Source organism: Paenibacillus sp. 01L418 (genome assembly GCF_056400045.1).
Genome location: NZ_JBFTSN010000755.1, coordinates 1 through 1315, shown reverse-complemented (window position 1 = coordinate 1315; position 1315 = coordinate 1). Strand labels below are relative to the sequence as shown.

Genomic DNA, 1315 nt, shown 5'->3' with positions numbered 1-1315 from the left:
GCTGTATACGCAGTTGAATGAAGTCAAAAAACAGCTCAATGAGCTGCAAAAGAGCTTGGACGTGCTCAAATGAATATAACCGTCAAAGCGTTAAATCGAACTGCACTGCTTGCCTGTGCACCTTTTCTAGGCATTATGATCTGGCTGTTATTGTCTGATATCGTTATTCAATTATCTGCTGAAGCCTTTCCGAAGCCCATTACCGAGCAAACAAGGCTTCCCGAATCCGATATTAAGCATGCCGCTGCCGGCCTTGACCTCGCACAGGAGACCGCATCACAAACACGAGAGTCCATTCAAAGACAGCTGAAGCTGTACAAAGAAACGAATGCCGATATGGCAAAGATATCTTCTATGGCTGCATCGCAGGCAATGAGACCTTTGCAAATTTACGACCGCAATATTACGAGCAAGCTTGGCAAGGTCGCCGGTACGATTGAATCGGACAAGCTAAGAGCGCAGCTTTTCTACATAAAAGCAGAAAACTTCTCGGCGTACGCGCTCAAGGTGAAGCTTAAGAGCAAAGATGCGATGACGATGTCGCTCGGCGGTGAAGAGCTTGGACAAGCAGAGACTACTCTCGCCGCAGTAGCCCGGCACGGAGCTGTTGCCGGCATTAATGCAGGCGGCTTTGCAGATGGACGAGGAAAAAGATATCCGCTAAGCACAACCATTGTGGACGGAGATTACGTGACAAGCTTCGAACCGCCGCGTGCGGATTTGTTTTTTGTAGGCTTAAACGAGCAAAATGAGCTCATCGGAGGAAAATTCGCAAGCAAACAACAGCTGGATGCCAAAAACCCGAAATTCGGTGCATCCTTTGTTCCTGTACTGCTGCGCGGCGGATCTCCACAACCGATCCCAGCCAAATGGCAGACCAGTCCAAAGCGCGCGCCACGGACCGTCATTGCTAATTTTAAGGATGATCAACTACTGTTTCTTGTAGCTGACGGCTACAACGAATCAGGCAGCTCAGGGGCTACGCTTGGTGAAATGCAGCTATTGCTGCAGCGCTATGGCGCCGTTGACGGCTACAACCTGGATGGCGGCGGCTCGTCCTCGCTCATTTTTAACGGAAGAGTCATTAATAAGCCTTCCGACGGACAGCTTCGCAAGCTGCCGACGCACTTTTTGTTATTTAAATAATTAGGCCTGCATAGCGCGATGAAGATGATTTCTGAATATACTATTATCGAACTCCTAAGTTTTGACCCCTACTACTGTTCTTCGGAAAGGAGCAGCACGAATGGGCATTGGATCGAAATGGTACAGCAAATCATTATTGACGATTACAGGCATTCCTCTTGTAGAAAGG

Annotated in this window: 1 protein-coding gene; it reads left to right on the top strand. The window is 48.5% G+C overall.

Features of this window, described 5'->3' with window-relative positions; translation table 11 throughout:
• The first annotated feature begins 69 nt into the window (after window positions 1-69).
• Complete coding sequence (locus tag AC1DSE_RS35375; RefSeq protein WP_339206941.1) at window positions 70-1146, top strand: phosphodiester glycosidase family protein; 1077 nt, start codon at window positions 70-72, stop codon at window positions 1144-1146.
• Window positions 1147-1315 lie beyond the last annotated feature (169 nt).